This is a genomic window from Kineosporia sp. NBRC 101731 (genome assembly GCF_030269305.1).
Lineage (GTDB): Bacteria > Actinomycetota > Actinomycetes > Actinomycetales > Kineosporiaceae > Kineosporia.
This window is the reverse complement of record NZ_BSTC01000062.1, coordinates 1-311: the sequence shown is the minus strand read 5'-3', so window position 1 is coordinate 311 and position 311 is coordinate 1. Positions and strand designations below refer to the sequence as shown.

Annotated in this window: 1 protein-coding gene; it reads left to right on the top strand. The window is 59.5% G+C overall.

What is annotated here, in order from left to right:
- Window positions 1–311: PAS domain-containing protein (locus tag QSK05_RS36095; protein WP_285601915.1), on the top strand; the 311-nt coding region annotated here is incomplete at both ends.

The window sequence follows — 311 nt, the reverse complement described above, 5'->3', positions numbered from 1 at the left end:
CAACGACAACTTTCTCAAGACTCTGGGCTATACGCAGAACGAGATTGTCGGGCAGCATCACAGCATCTTCTGCACGCAGGAGTATGTGCTCTCGGAGGAGTACCGCGACTTCTGGTTGCGCCTGCAGAACGGGGAGCTGCGCTCGGGCCGGTTCCACCGGGTCGGCAAGTACGGCCGAAACGTGTGGATCCAGGCGAGTTACAATCCGATTCTCGACCTCGCGGGTAAGCCGGTGAAGGTGATCAAGTATGCGTACGACATCACCGAGCAGGTGCAGCTGGAGCAGCGGCTGAACGCCAAGGCGGAGTCGA